The 19425-nt window shown below is 34.3% G+C and carries 24 protein-coding genes; 21 read left to right on the forward strand and 3 right to left on the reverse strand.

Going from position 1 to position 19425, the window contains the following annotated elements:
* The first annotated feature begins 257 nt into the window (after positions 1 to 257).
* The 3 genes from LW139_RS08160 to LW139_RS08170 all read left to right on the forward strand — a co-directional run bounded on the left by LW139_RS08160 (position 258) and on the right by LW139_RS08170 (position 2086).
* The gene (locus tag LW139_RS08160) at positions 258 to 1082 is read left to right on the forward strand and encodes a VENN motif pre-toxin domain-containing protein (protein WP_247851029.1); all 825 of its coding nucleotides are present in this window, start codon (positions 258 to 260) and stop codon (positions 1080 to 1082) included.
* Positions 1083 to 1178: 96 nt separating this feature from the next.
* Positions 1179 to 1565 (forward strand): hypothetical protein, encoded by a 387-nt coding sequence (locus tag LW139_RS08165; RefSeq protein WP_247851030.1) that lies wholly within the window; start codon positions 1179 to 1181, stop codon positions 1563 to 1565.
* A complete protein-coding gene (locus tag LW139_RS08170) occupies positions 1562 to 2086 on the forward strand; it encodes a hypothetical protein (protein WP_247851031.1) in 525 nt (174 codons plus the stop codon). The genes LW139_RS08165 and LW139_RS08170 overlap by 4 nt, the downstream gene beginning before the upstream one ends.
* Positions 2087 to 2129: 43 nt before the next feature.
* Here LW139_RS08170 and LW139_RS08175 read toward each other — a convergent pair whose 3' ends face one another.
* The gene (locus LW139_RS08175; RefSeq protein WP_348983692.1) at positions 2130 to 2258 is read right to left on the reverse strand and encodes a SymE family type I addiction module toxin; all 129 of its coding nucleotides are present in this window, start codon (positions 2256 to 2258) and stop codon (positions 2130 to 2132) included.
* 14 nt (positions 2259 to 2272) lie between these two features.
* Here LW139_RS08175 and LW139_RS08180 point away from each other — a divergent pair, with 14 nt between their 5' ends.
* From LW139_RS08180 to LW139_RS08245, 14 genes are all read left to right on the forward strand, one after another.
* On the forward strand, positions 2273 to 2794 hold the full coding sequence (locus LW139_RS08180; RefSeq protein ID WP_247851032.1) for a hypothetical protein: 522 nt from the start codon (positions 2273 to 2275) through the stop codon (positions 2792 to 2794).
* A gap of 75 nt (positions 2795 to 2869) precedes the next feature.
* Positions 2870 to 3187 (forward strand): hypothetical protein, encoded by a 318-nt coding sequence (locus LW139_RS08185; RefSeq protein ID WP_109850588.1) that lies wholly within the window; start codon positions 2870 to 2872, stop codon positions 3185 to 3187.
* A 156-nt stretch (positions 3188 to 3343) separates the two neighbouring features.
* Positions 3344 to 3517 carry an HNH/ENDO VII family nuclease gene (locus tag LW139_RS08190; protein ID WP_247851033.1) on the forward strand — a complete coding sequence of 58 codons (174 nt, stop codon included), beginning with the start codon at positions 3344 to 3346 and terminating at the stop codon, positions 3515 to 3517.
* Between the two features lie 3 nt (positions 3518 to 3520).
* Complete coding sequence (locus LW139_RS08195; RefSeq protein ID WP_247851034.1) at positions 3521 to 3988, forward strand: SMI1/KNR4 family protein; 468 nt, start codon at positions 3521 to 3523, stop codon at positions 3986 to 3988.
* 857 nt (positions 3989 to 4845) lie between these two features.
* A complete protein-coding gene (locus LW139_RS08200; RefSeq protein WP_109410235.1) occupies positions 4846 to 5226 on the forward strand; it encodes a hypothetical protein in 381 nt (126 codons plus the stop codon).
* A gap of 191 nt (positions 5227 to 5417) precedes the next feature.
* Positions 5418 to 5849 (forward strand): hypothetical protein, encoded by a 432-nt coding sequence (locus LW139_RS08205; protein ID WP_247851035.1) that lies wholly within the window; start codon positions 5418 to 5420, stop codon positions 5847 to 5849.
* A 257-nt stretch (positions 5850 to 6106) separates the two neighbouring features.
* Positions 6107 to 6541 carry a hypothetical protein gene (locus tag LW139_RS08210; RefSeq protein ID WP_247851036.1) on the forward strand — a complete coding sequence of 145 codons (435 nt, stop codon included), beginning with the start codon at positions 6107 to 6109 and terminating at the stop codon, positions 6539 to 6541.
* Positions 6542 to 6574: 33 nt separating this feature from the next.
* The gene (locus LW139_RS08215; protein ID WP_247851037.1) at positions 6575 to 7000 is read left to right on the forward strand and encodes a hypothetical protein; all 426 of its coding nucleotides are present in this window, start codon (positions 6575 to 6577) and stop codon (positions 6998 to 7000) included.
* Between the two features lie 14 nt (positions 7001 to 7014).
* Positions 7015 to 7275, forward strand: coding sequence for an adhesin (locus LW139_RS08220; protein ID WP_210813943.1), 261 nt, complete (start codon positions 7015 to 7017; stop codon positions 7273 to 7275).
* A gap of 296 nt (positions 7276 to 7571) precedes the next feature.
* A complete protein-coding gene (locus tag LW139_RS08225; protein ID WP_247851038.1) occupies positions 7572 to 8093 on the forward strand; it encodes a hypothetical protein in 522 nt (173 codons plus the stop codon).
* Positions 8094 to 8599: 506 nt separating this feature from the next.
* The gene (locus tag LW139_RS08230; protein WP_247851039.1) at positions 8600 to 8854 is read left to right on the forward strand and encodes a hypothetical protein; all 255 of its coding nucleotides are present in this window, start codon (positions 8600 to 8602) and stop codon (positions 8852 to 8854) included.
* A 116-nt stretch (positions 8855 to 8970) separates the two neighbouring features.
* Positions 8971 to 9573 (forward strand): hypothetical protein, encoded by a 603-nt coding sequence (locus LW139_RS08235; RefSeq protein WP_247851040.1) that lies wholly within the window; start codon positions 8971 to 8973, stop codon positions 9571 to 9573.
* Between the two features lie 97 nt (positions 9574 to 9670).
* Complete coding sequence (locus tag LW139_RS08240; RefSeq protein WP_247851041.1) at positions 9671 to 10018, forward strand: immunity 8 family protein; 348 nt, start codon at positions 9671 to 9673, stop codon at positions 10016 to 10018.
* Between the two features lie 271 nt (positions 10019 to 10289).
* Complete coding sequence (locus LW139_RS08245) at positions 10290 to 10739, forward strand: hypothetical protein (RefSeq protein ID WP_247851042.1); 450 nt, start codon at positions 10290 to 10292, stop codon at positions 10737 to 10739.
* Between the two features lie 42 nt (positions 10740 to 10781).
* On the opposite strand, the gene LW139_RS08250 is transcribed toward LW139_RS08245, so the two are convergent.
* Positions 10782 to 12431 (reverse strand): alpha-keto acid decarboxylase family protein, encoded by a 1650-nt coding sequence (locus LW139_RS08250; protein WP_247851043.1) that lies wholly within the window; start codon positions 12429 to 12431, stop codon positions 10782 to 10784.
* Between the two features lie 148 nt (positions 12432 to 12579).
* Here LW139_RS08250 and LW139_RS08255 point away from each other — a divergent pair, with 148 nt between their 5' ends.
* Positions 12580 to 13467 carry a LysR family transcriptional regulator gene (locus LW139_RS08255; protein WP_109409393.1) on the forward strand — a complete coding sequence of 296 codons (888 nt, stop codon included), beginning with the start codon at positions 12580 to 12582 and terminating at the stop codon, positions 13465 to 13467.
* Positions 13468 to 13699: 232 nt separating this feature from the next.
* Positions 13700 to 15469: a D-lactate dehydrogenase gene (gene dld, locus LW139_RS08260; protein WP_247851044.1), complete on the forward strand. Its 1770-nt coding sequence runs from the start codon at positions 13700 to 13702 to the stop codon at positions 15467 to 15469.
* Positions 15470 to 15536: 67 nt separating this feature from the next.
* On the opposite strand, the gene sbcB is transcribed toward dld, so the two are convergent.
* The gene (gene sbcB, locus LW139_RS08265; RefSeq protein ID WP_247851045.1) at positions 15537 to 16967 is read right to left on the reverse strand and encodes an exodeoxyribonuclease I; all 1431 of its coding nucleotides are present in this window, start codon (positions 16965 to 16967) and stop codon (positions 15537 to 15539) included.
* 532 nt (positions 16968 to 17499) lie between these two features.
* Here sbcB and LW139_RS08270 point away from each other — a divergent pair.
* The gene (locus LW139_RS08270; RefSeq protein ID WP_166540186.1) at positions 17500 to 18762 is read left to right on the forward strand and encodes an MFS transporter; all 1263 of its coding nucleotides are present in this window, start codon (positions 17500 to 17502) and stop codon (positions 18760 to 18762) included.
* 254 nt (positions 18763 to 19016) lie between these two features.
* Positions 19017 to 19355 (forward strand): PTS system regulator TmaR, encoded by a 339-nt coding sequence (gene tmaR, locus LW139_RS08275; RefSeq protein ID WP_247851046.1) that lies wholly within the window; start codon positions 19017 to 19019, stop codon positions 19353 to 19355.
* Positions 19356 to 19425: the final 70 nt, after the last annotated feature.

The raw sequence follows: 19425 nt of genomic DNA on the forward strand, positions 1-19425 counted from the left end.
TATCTATAATATTTTGTTTTGAACTAATGATCTGGTACTAATCCTTTGGCATTATTTTATTAGCATATTTTTCTAATCTAAATTACGACAATCTCTATCAAGCCCTTTCAGAAATTAACGATAACGTCACCGAGCGTGATATTCAGAATCACCTCTTCCAGCAAGCATTACAGAATTATACCAACCAATCCGACTTTGGTACGGGGGGTAAATACACCCGTGCCATCCAAGCCATCACCGCATTTACGCAAGGTGTAATGGGCAACAATATTGTCACCGCGATTGCTAATGGTTCCGCGCCTTATCTTGCTAATGAAGTGAAAAACCAAATTCAAGGTAACTGTGTTGAAAGTGATATTCAGCGCACGATAGCGCACGGCTTACTGAATGCCAGCCTTGCGTTGGCAAAAGGTGAGAATGCAGTAGTGCAAGCCTCTGGCGCAATGACAGGGGAAACAGTGGGTATTTTATCGCACTCACTTTATGGCAAAACCCCCGAAGAACTCACTGAAACTGAAAAGCAGAATATAAGTGCATGGGCAACGTTAACTTCCGGTATTGTCGGCGGTTTAATTAGCGATAATAGTACAGGCGTTGCCAATGCAGCCCAAGCCGGGAAAGTGGTGGTTGAGAATAATTGGTTGAGCACCAATCAACTAGAAAATTTTGCACATAAAGCAAGAACTTGTGTCGGTGAAGAATGTCAGCAAGTTATTCGTGATATGGTTGATGCCAATATTCGGCAACAGGAAGAAATAAAGCAAATCTGTTCAACCTCACCAGAGCAGTGTAAACAGCAGTATGGATATTTAGTTGAACAATGGAATGCTTTCGATACAGCAATAAAACATCTTGCCGCAGATAAATCGTTGCCTGATGATTTTCGTGAATATCTGCCTGCAGTGTATATGTTGAATATGGATGCGACAGGGATCACAGTCGAACACAAGTGGGCTAAACGATTTGAGGCAATGGGGCTTGAACCAGAAACAGCTGGTTTGATAGCGATGGCACTTCCCGGAATAATTAATGGTGGGAGTGGTAAAGGTAAAGGAAATAGTACATCATCAACTGCAAAGTAGGATGTCACACCAACAAAGCCAAATGAGCAAATACCACCCAAAACTGTACTTAATCAAACCGGTAGTGATAAATTAAATAACTATCAAGTTCACGATTTGAAGCAAGTGACTGATCCTGCGCTGAACTTAAGTACTATCAGACAAGAGACTAAACAATACCTAAAGAAATCAGCACAATTAGATGATGCTGCGGTCAGTTATGCAACTGCCTCTGTCACGGTTGGAGGGAAAACGGAATATTATCTTTCGGTGAGTGGTAAATCATGGTCAGGTCAATCACCAGATAAGATTAATATTAATGGTAAAAATTATACAGTGATCCGTGAAGACAAAAATAGTTTTACTAGTGTAGGAAATATAGAGACAAAGCAAACTAATTTTAATCATGCTGAACAAAAACTCTTCAACCATATTCAAAAAACGTACAAAGGCCAAAAAGCGAATGTGAATATTTATCAAGGATCTACAGGGGAAAATAAATGATTAACAATGAACTAATTGAATATCTACATTCTGTTTATCCAGAGTTACCTATTGATGTTAGCTATATGCGAGGTTACTCAGTAGATGAAATTCAGAAAATTGAGTGTTTATATGATATTGAAGTAAAAGATCAGTTATATGATTTTTTAACGAGTATTGGTCGTTGTAGTGGGGGGCTGTTTGGTGATGATCCTTTAGTTTTTTATAGAAGTAGACAAACAGTTAGAGGAGCTATGTTGTATCAAGATGCACTGAGATATGAGCTACCTACAGACCAACGATATGATTTAATAAAACAAAAATCATTTTTTATCTCAGTGGAAAGTTATACTCAGTACTATTTTTTACTTACAGCAACTGATGATCCTAATAGAATTTATCACTATGATGAAAATGAAGAAATTATAGACGCTACAGAATGGGATCTAAATAGTTATTTAAGGCATATAGTTAATGCTTATACTCGTCACTATGATCTGAATGTGCCTTTTGATCGACATGGTGAGCTTATCATTATTTAATTGCTAAAGATCCCAACTTATAATGGGATCTTCGTTAATGTTATCACTTCCTCTTAGCCATTCGGATAATCAACCGTCCGGTTTGGCGGGTGAGCGTGACGTTGTTGCCCACTGTAAATCCTAACTCACTCCACCACTTACCTCTGATAGTCAGTTTCGGACTCGCAATTATGCATTAATTCTCTGGTGCTAGTTTTTTCAAATCTAAATTACGACAATCTCTATCAAGCCCTTTCAGAAATTAACGATAACGTCACCGAGCGTGATATTCAGAATCACCTCTTCCAGCAAGCATTACAGAATTATACCAAGCAATCCGACTTTGGTACTGGGGGTAAATATACCCGCGCAATCCAAGCCATCACCGCATTTACGCAAGGTGTAATGGGCAACAATATTGTCACCGCGATTGCCAATGGCTCCGCGCCTTATCTTGCCAATGAAGTGAAAAACCAAATTCAAGGTAATAGTGTTGAAAGTGATATCCAGCGCACGATAGCGCACGTATTACTGAATGCAGACCTTGCACCGGCAAAAGGTGAGAATGTCTTAGTGCAAGCTTCTGGCGCAATGACAGGGGAAACAGTGGGTATTTTATCGCACTCACTTTATGGTAAAACTCCCGAAGAACTCACTGAGACTGAAAAGCAGAATATAAGTGCATGGGCAACGTTAACTTCTGAGATTATTAGTATAACACAATTATGATATGAAAATTACGTCACCTCAGAGGATGCAACAAGATCCAAAATAAGTGGTGGATACAATAAAGGATAATGTTAAATGAAGATACAAGAATCAGATGGCTCTATTGTTGATATTTTTGCTATTTATTGGTTTGATGATGAAACATATTTTTATGGAATGCCTATTAATTATGGCGGATTGCAAACATATAAAGCTGATGAAGTAAAAATCATTGATAATCAATTAGATTTTAAAACAGTCTTTTTTTCAAATGATGATGCAAAGAGCGTCCATCATTGGGCTTTAATCGAAGAATCATTATTAGATGACTTACTTGAATTAGATGAAACCGCCTATAAAAGATTTTTAGAGATATTAAAATCTGAAGGTCAGTTAGACGATAATTTTTATTGATAATAGATCCCAGTATTCATAGGGATCTTCCTTATCTCCCTTACTCCTTTGCCAACTGGATAATCAACTGTTCGGCTAGCTGGTACAAACTTAGAGAGAATGGCATCAGGATGAGCACCTATTGGTACTGATGGAAAATCTATTAATCTACATCATATGACTCAAAAACAAGATGGTGCTATAGCTGAAACAACCCAATCTTTTCATCAGGGTAATAGTTCAGTTATTCATATTAATCCAAATACAATTTCATTAGGTATTGATAGAGCAGCTTTCGAGCAATGGAAAAACGAATACTGGAAACAGAGAGCGGAAACTTACGGTAAATAAATTATGAAGAATAACTATACATTAGTTGACGTTGAAGAACTTGTAGCAGGACATAGTGATTTTGTTGATTTTGGTACAGTAAATGATTCAGTTGATGATATATGGATTAGAAAAGCTGAAGAAAAATTAGGATTACAATTTTCCTTATCTTATAAGGATTTTTTGAAAAATTTTGTTGGAGGGGAAATAGGAGGGGAAGAGATTTATAGTATTTATGGCATAAATTTTGAGGATGTATGTGGTGGGGACATAGTTTATCAAAATCTAATGAATGTAAGAAATGGAACTGCAAAGCCATTACAATTAGTTATCAGTGAAACAGATTTGGGTGAAACTTTTTATTTTGATTATTCAAAATATCAAGATGGAGAGTGCCCTATATATTTAGAACTCCCATCAGGGGAGTCAAATCTATATGCTTATAATTTTTATGAATTTTTATACAAGAGAATTAATGCGCATTTAAGCTAGATTGTTAGGCAAACCTAATCTTAGGATTAGGTTTGCCAATAACTATACTCTCTCAGTCAGTCGGATAATTAATAGTCCGGCTTGGCGGGTGAGGATGTAGAGGTTGAGCAAATATATGAAAAAACAGAATATTCGAATAAAGACGAATTATCTTATTACTTAGAAGATTTAAAAAATTTAATTAAATTAATAGAGCATAGAAGATATCTTCCTGACAGATATAAAGATTTATAGAATAGTCATTAATATCAGTAGCGGCTTAACTAGTTTAGCTACTGATGCCAAAAGTCCGATCAAATTTTTGTCTTAATCCTCTACCAGCTGGATAATCCACTGTCTGGCTTTGGGGATAATGATTGTATGAGGAAATATTACGGGTATACCGCTTGATGTGTTTTTAACACAACAAGAGATGACACTAGAGAAAGCAGCTGAAATAGTGGGGGGGGACTCCGCCGACTACAACAGCGAAAGCCCTTCAATTTATAGCAGCAAAAACCTATTTGGCATTTGTTAAGAGCGGTAAGGAAATACCAAGCTGAGATGCAGGAACGGATCAAAATAGCTTTAAAAAGGCGAGCAAAGTTTCAGATGTTAAACGTTCTAGTGGGCAATTTGATGGAGACCTATTGCTTGCAGAGTAAGTTAATGAAACTAGCAAGCTAATTCCTAGAGATTTAATAAACAAAATTACAGAACATAATACTCAGCTAGGTGTATTGAATCATAAATAAGGAACTATTTCAGGTGTACATAAACAAGATTCAGCTCAGATTGATGGTTACTGGAGGTGACTAGAGATGCAAAAATTGGAGAAATTAATAACGTATTTATAACAATGCCCCCAAGAGATAAAAATGAATATTGACAAATTAGATTGGTTAATAAATATAAAAAAAGATCTGTATAAAAATGATGGCAGGGATTTATATGATATTATTTTTGAAACACTAAAAAATAATAAAATGATGTATCCTGCGTTTTTAAGGATGGCTAGTGAAGGGCATGGTTTTTCTCCATCAGAAGGTAATGGTTACGCATTAGACCAAGATTGGGATATACCCGATGAATTTGATGAGGTCAGTTTTATGTTTGGAGATTACGAAAGTTCTACTCTCTCTCCTCAGAAATTTGTTGAGTTAATACGGTTGATAACGAATAGCTATTTAAATGAGTATCCAGAAAATGAAGATATGATAGAGCGTTCTATGAAAAGGCTTCAAGAACGCTATACCTAATGTTGAAGTATTTTTAATTACTCTTCAGTCAACAGGACAATCAACTGCGCAGAATTTAGAGCTACTAATGAATTTATGTTGTCAAATCCTAATTTAAAATAACTTACACCAGCGGTTCGTCCTAGAACTGGTGAAGTTGTTACCCGCTGTGATAATTGTAAAAATATATTTGGTGATGAATAATGGTATATATGGATGATGAGTTTTTAGAATCTAATGATTTAGATTGGTTTTCTTCTTACCAAGATGGAACCATTGCTCATTTTTCTACAGGTGGAAATGGGACTATTCCTGAGAAAATAAGAGAGTCAATAGATAATTATGAAATTATTTATGATTACTTTGATTCATTAGAGTCAATATCAGAAATTGAGATCATAGAATCAAATTTACCTTACTTTGAAAATGAAGAAAGTCGTTTTTTATATTTTCGTTCTTTCATAAAGATGGCAGGAAAAGGTATTTTTAGTTACGATTATAGAATGGGTGAAGGCTATAAGCTGATATCAAAACCTATTAATAGGTTAAGTTATAACGAATTACCGAGCTCTATAAAGAACATATTATTTATAATGCCAGTGAATTTATCCAGTGAATTAGAACTTATTGGATTGACATCTTAATTAATATACTTAGCCATATTTTTGGGGATGGTAGTAACATCACAAAAAGGCGCAAGACATAATGCTGATTGTGCGTGGTCATGATGTTCCGACTGCTCATAATCCTTCTGCATTATATTGAATTGCCGGAGATTATTTGCCTGTGATGACTTTTTGAATTGTTTTAATGCACAATGACGTAATGGAATGATAATACCGTATTATTATTTTATTTTTTATAAAAGCCACCCCTAACTTTAGATAATAGGATTAGATAAGTGGTTGGTCATAAACTATTAAACTTTAGACGACGTTCTTTTTTTATTGATCATTCTTTAATTTGCAAAAATGTTGTTATTTTTTTTCAAATAGAGAGCTTACGTTGGTTTTCATTAACAATAGGTGAAGGTTATATTAATTTGGCAGAAGAACTTAATGAACCCCAATGCCAATTTTTAGATGAAATTCAAGATTCATTTGCATATCCAATAGATAATTTAGTTGAACTGGATTTTTCAAAAAATAGCATTTTGGATGAAATCTATGAGTATAGATTACTAGATAATCCAGAGTATAGTATTGGACTATGTCTAAAATTAAATATTGGCGAAATCAGTTTCATAGAAAATAATGACGATTTATCAATTGTTTTAGGTCGTTCTGATGAATTGCTGAAATTCTCTTTTTTGACAACTTATAAAATCAGAAAATAAGCAATTAGTTCATTGATTTTGGCTGAATACAGTATGAGCCATACGTTAGCAATGGCAGGCAACCATAGTGGCAGCGCTGAAAACACCATTCAATCTGCGGTATCACAAGGTACATGGGCAGTGCGTGATAGCGATAATCAACAGCAAGATATCGCGCAATTAAGCCAAGATACGGATAATGCTCACAGCACGTTAAATAAAATCTTCGATAAAGAAAAAGAGCAAAATCGCCAACAAAAACAACAGTTGGTGGGCGAAATTGGAGCACAGGTTATCGACTTAGCAACCACGGTGGACACTATTTGTGGCACGAACCAAGCGAAAGCCAATTCAAAACTCGATAATCTTTCTGATACTGCTTACGACAATCTCTATCAAGCCTTTTCAGAAACCAACGATAACGTTACTGAGCGTGATATTCAGAATCGCCTCTTCCAGCAATGGGGGCAATCACGATAGGAAGTGGAGTATTAATGGGGTATGGATTAGGTAATTTTATAGTAAAACCTGTAACTAATTGGGTTGGTAAAATAATAACAAAAGGCAATAATCCTGAATTTAATGAAGTGTTGAGAAAATATTCAGAGTCAGAAGTTAAGGGAAAGCCTTATGTTATGAAAGAAGTACCCGAAAGTGAAATTTCTTCTGGAATGGGAAATGCTGAGGGAAATATTATATTTGAGCTTGATGGTTTATTCATTCAAGAAAAAATAAATGAAAGTGGGGAAGATTAATGAAGGATATTTTATTTTCGATTATATTGACAATCATATTTATAATTGCATTGTTTATTTTGTGTATCCTAATGTTTCTTTCTATTGACGTATTTTTCTATTTTTACTCTAATATTCCAATGTCTATTGGGCTTAATGAAATTAAACGCTCATTAAGAATTAGTATTGGGGTGGGAATAATTATGGGAATAGGTTTTGGGATGCTATATATAAAAGAAAATAAACTAAAATAATTTTTTAGAATAAAATTTTAAACTTTGAACTATTTTAAATGTTTAACGTAAATTAATAATATTATGAATATAAAATTAATCGAGAATTTACACTCAGTTTATCCGGAATTATCTATCGATATTAGTTATATAAGAGGATATTCTGATGAAGAAATTTCCAGCATGGAACGCCTTTATGATATTCGAATTACAGGGCAATTCTATGAGTTTTTAAGGTGTATGGGGCGCTGCAGTGGTGGTCTTTTTGGTGATGATCCACTAGTATTTTATCAAGGTCAGGAAACCATAAGAGGTGATATTTTATTTCAAATTGGTGCAAGAGAAGAGCTGGCATCGATCCAATGCCATGATTTGTTAAAACAAAAACCATTTTTTATTTCAGTAGAAAGTTATACACAATATCTCTTTCTACTAACAGATTCAGATAATCCAGACCTTATATTTAATTATAATGAAAATGATGAATGTGTAGAGAACACGAATTGGGATCTGAATAGTTATTTACAGCATGTTATCAATGTTTATACTCGTCATTATCCGGTTGCTCCACCTTTTGATCGACACGGCGAACTTATTTTGATTTAAATAAAAAACCTATCTTATGAACTGCTCCCAGTTTAAAGCTGGGAGCACACTTGAATCATGAATTTTTTAAGTCACTTACAGCTTCATTTAGAATTTCTAAAAAATCATTTAACTTAAATTTCATTGGATTTTTTCTGAAAGTATTTCGCATCAGAACAAAACTCTATTTCTATGTTATTAATTCCTTTGTCCTTATTCAATTGGCAATATATTTGTCTGTTATATGTAATTTCAGCTGTTATTTCTTCATATTTAGAATCACTGAAGAAAGTAATTTCAAAATGATTATTTATATATTATTCTTTCGGCCTTTTAGGATCTAAGAAACCAAAAGATAGTCATCTGAGTTATAGTGAATATCTCTACCATTTGGTAAGCCAGCGAGAATCAAGTAGGAGATGGGATGGCAATTGATATTACATGTTATACCAAGTTAGATGTTGAGTCATTACAACCTAAATTAGATGTAATTAAATTATGGTTATTTATTCGAGCAGTCATATCTTATGTATGCTGCTAATGAAGTGTTAGTACATGAACAATTGAATTTTATTGAGGATCGAGTCGAAAAATATAAAAAGGAAACAGATCTACTAATAGCGGAAGAATTTGGGCTTGAAGAACCGAAGTCATATTTTATGATATCAGTGAATGATAAATTCTTCCCTGAATTGAACACTTCTGAAGTAGCAAATATGCTCAAAAATGAGTTAGGAGAGGAAAATATTATTGTGCTTTTAAATGGTGAAAATCCAATCTAAATTTTGTGATAAATCCCAGTCGACTCTTGGAATGCCGCTCAAGATTGCGGAGCTTAATGCTCAGAAAGACCCCACTTGCGACAACTGCAGTGTTACTTGGCTAAAGGAAAGGAATAGTGAGTGTTTTAAATGAAAACTGGGAACCTGGTTTTGGTACTATTTATACTTGGTTTGCAATGGATAAAAATGGAAAGATAGCTGTAATGGTTAATAATTGTTGGGGCTGGTTACCTAACTCTCTTTTATCAATTAATAACTTTGAAAATTTATTAGATGAACTTAATGAATTTAAGTGGGAAGAATCAGAAAAATACACTACATATCCTGAAAATAAAAATGGAAAAACTATTCTTGATTTATACTCATCTCTTGTATATCGAAATTTCAAACATAGAGAAGATATTGAATATTGGGTAAATAGGCATCTGAGTGGAGAACTTAATGAAATTAATATGCCATCTAGAAAAGGCTTTTTTATATATCACGGTATAGAAGGGAATGTGGAAGGGGAAGATTATCCTGTTGGTTTTACTGGAAAAACTAAAATGGGTGATTATTTTAGGTACTTAGTACCAACGATATACGCTTCAATCTATGACTTTCCTGAAGAATTACGTTATGGAATAGCCGTTTCTGATACAGTAGATTTTACTCTCGATAGAGTATTGGATAACGAAAAAATTGATGAGTATTTCCCAAGGATGTATTGTAAAAATTAATATCTTGATTTTTATAAGATATAAATGAAAATATTCTCTCTAGAGTAGAGTCTGTGTCGATAATAAATATTTAGATATAATACAATGAGGAATTGGTTTGAAAGCAATATTAAAAGGACTATTTAATGATTTTTATGATGTAGATAGTTATTATCCTGATGATGAAGAGTGTTTTTCTTTGAATTTATTACTGCGTATAGGCACAGAAGATAGTAATGGTGCTGATAATTTTGATCTATTTGTTTGTTCTCCTAAATGGATTTTGAAGAATGTGTGGGAACCTCGGATATTTAGGCATACGCTTATTACACGAGAATATAATATTAATGAAATAAAAAAAATTATTGAAAACTATATTTCCAAATGTGATGGCAACACATGGTTAGAAGTAGCAGAAAAACTTTCTCGTTATTTCTCATGGGAATATGAGGATTACTATTTTTAATTGTATTAATTACATAACATCGCTTAGTTGATGATTTTATTTTATTTTAATAATTTTAAATTATTAAAATATTTAGATATGAAATTCATAAGTACACGGTGAATATCATTTGAAAATAAAAATTCACCTCGTATCCGAAAATAAAAAAATATTTACAAGCTATTTACCATCCAGTGTTATGTGGATAAAATAAGCAAAAAAATTTATAGTTACAACTTTTACGGGATATGACTTGAGAAAGTATTACTTAAAATAATTTCAGTAAATAAGTATGAAATTAAAAAATGAAATAAGCAATACGGTATTATTAGTTATTAAGGAATACAAAGTGACAGTTGATTTTGTTTGGCTGAAAAGAATAGAGCAATATCTTTTAGATAATGGTGGTAGTGATTTATATTGCTTGTTGGAAGTGATGTATAGAGAGCAAAAAATGAATTTTCGGCAGTTTATTTATGATGCATCTAGAGGAATAGGCTGTTTTGTGTTTGAAGGGTTAGGATATGTATTAGATCAAGATATTGATGATCCAACAGAATTTAATGAAGTTACTTTTTTTCTTGGTGATTATGAAAGTCTAACGCTTTCTCCTGAGAAATTTATTGAATTAATGCAAGTTATATCAAATAGTTATATTGATAAATATCCAGATGATAAGGCCTCTGTAAAACAATCTCTGGCAAGACTTAAAGAACGCTATCAAAAACCTAGCCTAAGTTAAATAAATATTGGCTAGGCTTTATTATTTAAATCATACTATAACTTAAAAAGAATAAAGTGAACTTTTAGACTCTTTTAACTTTTGTGCTAATTCAGAAGCTTCATATCGCTCTGTTACTATTTCGATGTAAGAGGCATTTTCTGTTGATTCGGCTACTTCAAGCGCTTTATTCAACTCATCTATCGTTGTGACTTTCTCACAATGCCAATCTCTTGCACCAAAAGCTTTAGGTAATTGATGATAATTCCATTGAGCAAGATCGTTATAATAAGCTTCAGGATAATCACATAATAATCGTTCAATTAAATAACCATCGTTATTTAAAACAAGAATAATCGGTTTTAACCCAAAACGAACAAATTGACTTATTTCTTGTACGGTTAATTGATGTGAGCCTTCACCTGTAATTAAAATAACTCGTTTGTTAGGCGCGGCAAGTGCAGCACCAAATGATGCGGGTGTTGCCCAACCAATAGAACCCCATAATGTTTGGTTATGGAACTGAGCACCTTCTGGCAACAGTGCAAAGCCTAATCCCATCGATGATGTACCTGTTTCAGCAATAATAATATCGTTAGGTTTAAAGAATTTCTCTAATCGGGGGTAGAGGTATTGAGCCGTAATTTCACCGTTATCAGATAAAATAGCGTCTTCTAATCCCTTAGCTTTTATCTGATGATACCTTTTATTTGGTAGTCGTTTGGTTAGTTCAGAGAGAATATCTTCCATATAAACAGAAGAATAGATAACCGAATCAATTTCAACATATTCTGGCATGATGCTGATAAATTGTTCTGGTTTAATATTAGCTGTGAAACTTCCTGTATTAAAGTCGGTCATCATTGCTCCGACCCCTAATACATATTCACTATTTTCGACAAACTCTCTGACATCAGGCGTCATTAATTGTCCATCATACATCCCAACATATTGAGTATTAGATTCACTTAATATGCTTTTATCCATAAACATAGTGGCATAAGGTAAACCTGTTTTATCAATAAAAGCTTGGACATTATCTGATAACCCTAAACGCGCGGATAAAATACCGGGTAATACGCAGATATTATTGCTTTGTGTAAGCTTATCAATAATCAGTGATACCACTTTTTCTAGTATTTCTTTATCACTTATTTGTTTTTTTGGTGTGGTAACAGATGCGTTTTCTATCACTGGCATCACAGCATAATCAGATGGTAAACCAATATAAACAGGACGACGCTCTTTTAATGCTGTCGCAATTAAACGCTCCATTTCAGCAATACAATTTTCAGGCGTTAATATTGCATGAGCACAAGCAAGACGTTGGGCTAATTGATAGAAAATATCAAAATCACCATTACCTAAGGTATGATGAACGAGACGTTTGCTTTTTTGTACACCACTTGCTGGCATACCAACTAAATGAAAAATCGGTAGGTTTTCTGCATAAGAGCCTGCAATAGCATTAATCGCACTTAATTCGCCAACACCAAATGTTGTCGATAACGCTGCCATACCTTTAATTCGAGCATAACCATCAGCAGCGTAAGCTGCATTTAATTCGTTGCAATTACCAATCCAACGCAGATGATTGCTATTACAAATCGTGTCTTCTATAGGAAAAGCGTAATCGCCAGCAACACCAAAAACATCACTTATACCTAAGTCATATAATCGGTTTAGCATATATTCAACAACAGTCTTGTTCATATTATCTCCAGAATATCCGAATAATAATCTGTAAAAATGGAATTATTCATTTATATTATGCTTAATGTTTTACCGCGGATATAAATCAATATGAAATGGTTTATTATTATTGATGGTATAACTAAATGTAATAAGGTAAATGTTACTAATGGATATTCGTACATTACGTTATTTTGTTGAAGTCATTCAATTAAATGGCTTTAGCCGAGCTGCTGATGCTCTATTTATTACTCAGCCTGCAATTAGTCGTAGCATTAAAAAATTAGAAAATGAATTAGGTGTTATTTTATTAGTAAGAGAAGTCGATGGCGTAAGGTTAACGGATGATGGTGCGATACTTTTTGAACATGCAAAAAAAATACTCGCACAATTTAATAGTATGAATAAAGCTATACAGGATAAGTCAGGACCATTGACAGGGACATTAAATGTGGGATTACCTCCGGTAATAGCTTCGACGTATTTTGCCGATATTATTATGGCATTTAGTTCTCTACACCCTCAGGTTGAACTAAAAATATTTGAATTAGGAACTAAACAAATGGCAGAAGCGATGATAGAGGGAAAAGTAGAAACAGCGGCCGTAGTATTACCTTTTAATAATGACATATTTGAATTAACACCTTTTTCAGAAGAAAGCTTGATGCTATTAGTATCTCCATCACATCCTTTAGCCATCAAAAAAGAAGTACATTTTAAAGAGTTGATTAATGAACCATTTATTTTTTTCTCTGAAGATTTTCGCATTAATGATTTAGTTTATAGTGCCTGCGGTATTTATAATACAAAGCCTATTGTTGCGGGACGTAGTAATCATTTAGATTTAATTATAGCGATGGTAAAAGCGGGTGTAGGTGTAACGCTACTGCCTGGGAGTATGTGTAATAAAAATCCCATTGATGATTTAGTGGTACTTCCTGTTGTTGAACCTACATTGTCATATCAATTGGCATTAGCGAATAATAAAAATAGTTATAAAAGTCGAAGTTGCCGAGCATGGGATCGGCTAGCAAGAGAAAAGCTAATAATAGAATAAAATAGTAAATTGAGGCTTATCTATATTCTATTTAAGAAATAAATGTCAAAAATATTTTTAAATAACAAAAATGGCTGAATATAAAATATATTATTTTTTTTGGAAATGTGGATAGCAGTATAAAAGCAGTTATATAAATGATAAGTTTATATTTTGCACGTAGCCTTATGAGTAATAATAAAAGCGAGCAAAATACAAATTAATCAGACAAGACAGGAATAGGATAGGGAAAATGAATGAGAGTAATAGCTCTGTAAATCAACATTTTATTCGTAAACTTGAAAGTATTGTTGGTAAAAAACAGGTATTAACACAAGCACATAAAACAGAACGTTATCGTAAAGGCTTTCGTTCAGGACAAGGTAAGGCATTAGCAGTTGTATTTCCTGCCAATTTATTAGAACAATGGCGTGTTTTTAAAACCTGTGTTGAAGCTGATAAAATCATTATTATGCAAGCGGCGAATACGGGATTAACCGAAGGTTCGACACCTAATGGTGATGATTATGATAGAGATATCGTAATTATTAGTACATTACGTCAAGATAAAATACAGGTTCTCTCAGAGCATAATCAAGTTATTGCCTTTCCTGGTAGTACGCTGTGGCATTTAGAAAAAGTATTAAAGCCATTAGGGCGTGAACCTCATTCTGTTATTGGCTCGTCTTGTATTGGCGCTTCTGTTATTGGTGGGATCTGTAATAACTCCGGCGGGGCTTTAGTTCGTCGAGGTCCTGCTTATACAGAATTATCGCTGTATGCTCGTGTCAATGAAAAGGGCGAAGCTGAATTAGTTAACCACTTAGGAATTGATTTAGGCGAAACCCCAGAAGAGATTTTAACGAATTTAGATAATCGTCATTACCACGAGAAACAAATACAAGCGACAGAAAAATTAGCATCCGATCATGAATATCATGAACGTGTGCGTGATGTAGATGCCAATACGCCTTCTCGGTTTAACAATGATGAACGTCGTTTATATGAGGCCGCGGGGAGTGCGGGTAAATTATCTGTATTTGCTGTGCGATTAGATACTTTCCCAGCGGATCATCGTACTCAAGTCTTTTATATTGGCACTAATAATCCTGATGAGCTTGAAGATATTCGTCGCCATATTTTAAGTCATTTTAAAAAGCTTCCTGTTGCAGGAGAATATATGCATAGAAGCTACTATAAAATGGCTGAAGTGTATGGAAAAGATACATTTTTAGTGATTGATAAATTGGGCACAGATAAAATGCCAACTTTATTTGCTGTGAAAGGGCGAGTAGATGCGGTATTAAATAAAGTTCCTTTTTTACCTAAAAACATGGTTGATAGAACTATGCAGTTTATGAGCAAATTATGGCCAGCTCATTTACCTGAACGTATGACAGACTTCCGCGATAAATATGAACATCATTTAATGCTAAGAATGGCTGATGAGGGCATTGAAGAAGCATCAACCTATTTAAAAGAATACTTTAAACAAGCTTCAGGTGATTATTTCGAATGTACTGAAGAGGAAGGTAATAAAGCATTCTTGCACCGTTTTGCCGCCGCTGGTGCTGCTGTTCGTTATCATGCTGTGCATGTGAATGACGTTGAAGATGTATTGCCATTAGATATTGCATTGCGTCGTAATGACAAAGATTGGTTTGAAAAATTACCGCCAGAAATAGAGAGTAAATTACTTTATAAACTCTATTGTGGTCATTTTATGTGTCACGTTATGCATCAGGACTACATTATTAAAAAAGGTGTTGATGCGAAGGCGCTAAAAGCAGAAATGTTAGCGTTATTAGATAACCGTGGGGCGGAATATCCTGCAGAGCATAATGTAGGCCATATGTATTATGCCAAGCCTCAATTAAAAGCGTTCTATAAACATAATGATCCAACCAACAGTATGAACCCAGGTATAGGTAAAACCTCGAAATTAAAATACTGGGGAGAAGAGTGTGGATGTGGGCAGGTTCACGCTGAGATCAAAACTGAAAGTATTGAAACTAAAAAATAATCACTTTATATCGTGTTTATTAAGTTAAAAAGAAAGGCAGGATAAAACCTGCCTTTTGTCTTATTGTCTAACTCGCAATATCTTGAGCATATAGATAAAGCTCTTGTAGTTGTTTTAGCTTATCTTCGTTATCACTATGTTCTTCTGCTAAAAGCTGGAGCGTATTGATATATTCAGTCAGCTTTTCTGGCGTTAACCTCTCTTTTCTATGTGCTAACCAACGTTGTTGCTCATCATAATTGAGGGTAGAAGGATAATTTCTCGCACGATAACGGAAAAATAGCGGTTCCATTCTCGCATCTTCAAATGTTAAATCTAAAGCAGGTAAATTCTGTGGTTGTGTTGAGCGAATAATTTCCATCGCACTACGATCATTTTCACTGAAAAAGCCATTATAAATTTGAGAATCAACATCATCAGAGACAACAAAAGGAGTTTGTTGAGCGAAGAGTTCTACGACTTTATTGCGTATTTCAGGATGCGAAAATAAAATGGCTTGATTGTTTAAACAAGTATCAACATCTAAACCAATTCTATCTGCATCTTGAGGTCTTAATGTATTTTGTGGTGCCACAATAGGGCATTTATTAATATGCAGCAATTTAATTGGAACAGGTGGTTCATCAACTGCCAATTCACTGCGTGGCGTATATAAACGTTCACGTAATTGGCCTGATGTTAAGGTTAATAGCGGGGATATATCCGCAGATAAATCGCACACAATAACCGCATTACGATTATCTGGATGCCATGCCAAAGGCGCCACAAGACTTAAATTAGAACGAGCAGCACCAAACATACCTGAAACATGTACAATCGGTGTCATGGTGGGAATATCAATTAACGCCTGAACTTTACGTTTATCGCGTAAATTAAAGAAATAATCAAACATACGCGGTTGAGCTTGTTTTAATTTTTTTGCCATTGCAATGGTGGCATAAACATCAGACATTGCATCATGCGCATTCTCATGAGATATGCCATTGGCTTTGGTTAATAGCTCTAGACGAAAGCTTGGGAAACCGTCTTCATTTTCAGGCCAAACAATACCATCTGGACGTAGTGCATAACAGGCTCGTAAAACATCGAGCAAATCCCACCGAGAATTTCCTTTTTGCCAACTATAGGCATAAGGATCATAAAAATTACGATAAAGGATATTGCGGGTTACTTCATCATCAAATCGAAGGTTGTTATAACCCATAATACAGCTATTAGGTTGACTAAAAGCTTGATGAATTTGACGGGTAAATTCAGCTTCAATTAACCCATTTTTTGCTGCAATTTGTGGTGTTATTCCTGTGATCATCACAGCTTCTGGATGAGGCAGATAATCATCATTAGGTTTGCAATAAATAACGAGAGGATCTTCAATAATATTGAAATCCATATCAGTTCTTATACCAGCAAATTGAGCCGGACGATCTAGCGCTGGGTGTGTACCAAAGGTTTCGTAGTCATGGACGTAAAATGTGGGCGTTTTCGCTGAATTAGACAAGGTTTCCTACCGTAAATTTATTAATGATTTTTTAAATCATTACTCAATGAGTTGTATTGGGTTTAATTAAGACCATGGTAAACCATAATACGGTAAACGTGAAATGTCAGATCAAAGCGCGCTTATGCAGCGTTCAATATAGGGGGCAGTGAGAATGAATAGAAGCGAACCTCTGCTAATATTGATCTTTTGTGATGACAATAAAATAAAACCACCAGCAAGCAATCAGCCAGAGATTCATTATTAAAATATGAATAGAAGATAAAGTAAGATGATTATCTAGTGTTGGCGTTGTACCAGCATTACTGGAAATAATCGCAAAAGATAGCATAATTGCTTTAGGATTAAGCACATTAGCAATATAAGCGGTATTAACAGCAATAAAAAATAAATGTAGATCTAGCGCACATAACTCAAATTGTTAACGTTAACTTATGTGCTTAACATCACATTACAGTAAGAATAATGTTTGTTAGCTTAAAAGTTAACGTTAACATTTAGGGGTGGAATGACTTTATAAGGCGCTTAACCAATGAACAAAGACTCAAAAAAATACTATGCGATTTTAAGTGCGCTGTTATTTTTCTTCTTTTTTACCTGGTCTTCATCATTTTCATTAGTTTCTATTTGGCTAAACCAGTATGTTGGATTAAAGGCGACTGATACCGGATTGATATTCTCTGCAATTTCTCTTATTGCATTATGTGCGCAACCTTTATATGGCTTTATTCAGGATAAATTAGGGTTAAGAAAAAATCTGTTATTAGTGATTGCAATATTACTTATTCTTTCTGGGCCATTTTTTCTTGGTTTTGCTTCAATATTACGTTGGAATATTTTTATTGGCTCCATTTTAGGGGGCTTATATGTGGGTATGACCTTTAATGCAGGTATTGGCGTATTAGAGTCATATACAGAACGTGTGAGTCGTATCCGTGGTTTTGAATATGGTAGGGCGAGAATGTGGGGATCGTTAGGTTGGGCATCAGCAACATTTATAGCTGGGCACAATATTAATATCGACCCTAATTATAATTTTGTGATGGCATCTGTTTCTGGTGTCGTGTTCTTAATTCTTTTAGCTTTATTAAAAACAGGTAAATCAGACGCATTTAACCAATTAGAGCATGGAAAGACATCCAGCATTACTGTAAAAGATGCACTTAATTTACTTTCATTACCTCGTTTTTGGGCGCTTATCTTATTTGTGATTGGAACCTGTGTATATGGTGTTTATGACCAACAATTTCCAGTCTTTTTCTCATCGCAATTTGCTACTTTACAGCAAGGTAATGAAATGTACGGATATCTGAATTCATTGCAGGTATTCTTAGAAGCTGGTGGTATGTTTATTGCACCTTTCCTTGTAAATAGAATTGGTGCTAAAAATGGCTTATTACTGGCAAGCAGTGTTATGGCTACACGTATTATTGGCTCAGGATTAGTCGAAGGGCCTGTCTTGATCTCTTGTATGAAGTTATTACATGCTGTTGAGTTACCAATTTTATTAATTTCAATTTTTAAATATAACAGCCAACATTTTGACAAACGTTTATCTTCAACACTTTATTTAGTGGGTTTCCAATGTGTGAGTTCTATTGTCGCTACATTATTATCTCCATTAGCCGGTTATGGTTATGATCATTATGGTTTTGCTCCAACCTATATGGTGATGGGATGCATTGTGATAGGAACAACACTTCTCTCCGCTGTATTTTTACGTTCAGATGCGAAAGCGTTACTACCCCTTGATGGCTTACAACATGAAGATCAAAATAAAGCACAACCTATTTAATCGCGCATTAAATTATCCTTTGTAGTGTCGATTTTGGCTACCAGTAAAAATGTGTAGCCATTTTTTTCATTAATTAAGTGAACATTTACGGGTTAAAGAGTGTTGACTATATTTATTAATGCATATCATCTTAATTAATTGTTAATCAAGCAAAATCAATTAAATTTGTAAACTTTGCTTGTTTATTGACACGATTAAGCGATAATCTTAAACAGAACTATTTATCTTAAATATCAATTGTAAAGGTGTAGGAAATGGATAACGCAAACAAGCCGTCTTTCCAAAACGTACTGGAGTTTGTGCGTATGTATCGTCGTAAAAACAAAATCCGTCGTGAGATCACTGACAATGAGAAAAAGATCCGTGATAACCAAAAACGTGTTCTTTTGTTAGACAACTTAAGTGAATACATTAAACCGGGTATGTCGATTGAAGATGTACTGGGTATTATTGCTAATATGCGTAGCGACTATGACGATCGAGTTGATGATTACATTATTAAAAATGCCGATCTGTCTAAAGAGCGCCGTGAATTATCTAAGCAATTAAAGGCGATGGGGGAAATTAAAAATCCTCCTGATCTAAAAGACTAATTGCTTTACTAAGCATAAGAAATTGAAGGCCTCTGAATTGAATATTCAGGGGCTTTTTTTATCTTACTTG

The sequence above is a fragment of the Proteus vulgaris genome (assembly GCF_023100685.1).
Taxonomy (GTDB): Bacteria; Pseudomonadota; Gammaproteobacteria; order Enterobacterales; family Enterobacteriaceae; genus Proteus.